Annotated in this window: 1 protein-coding gene; it reads right to left on the bottom strand. The window is 64.1% G+C overall.

Going from position 1 to position 295, the window contains the following annotated elements:
- The coding region (locus tag C5P05_RS00125; RefSeq protein ID WP_114967964.1) for a 4Fe-4S binding protein at window positions 1-295 on the bottom strand (295 nt) is incomplete at both ends.

The raw sequence follows: 295 nt of genomic DNA, 5'->3' as shown, positions 1-295 counted from the left end.
GCGCTTTTGCGACCAACCTTGTCCAGCGACAGGGGCTGGCCATCGCGGCGCATGCGCATGGAGCGGTCGCCCTCGACTTTCTTCTCGATCCACAGGAAGATTTCGGTGTACACCGTCTGCGGGCAGGTATAACCGCACCACAGGCGCCCGGCCACCGCCGTGAACAGGAACAAGGACAGCGCGGAGATGACCAGGATGCCGGTGAGGTAGATGAAGTCCTGCGGGTACAGCACCAGGCCGAAGATGTAGAAGCGGCGCACGCCCAGGTCAAACAGCACCGCCTGGCGCTGGCCCC

Source organism: Rhodoferax ferrireducens, assembly GCF_003347515.1.
In the GTDB taxonomy this organism is placed as follows: Bacteria; Pseudomonadota; Gammaproteobacteria; order Burkholderiales; family Burkholderiaceae_C; genus Rhodoferax.
This window is presented reverse-complemented; position numbering and strand designations above follow the sequence as displayed.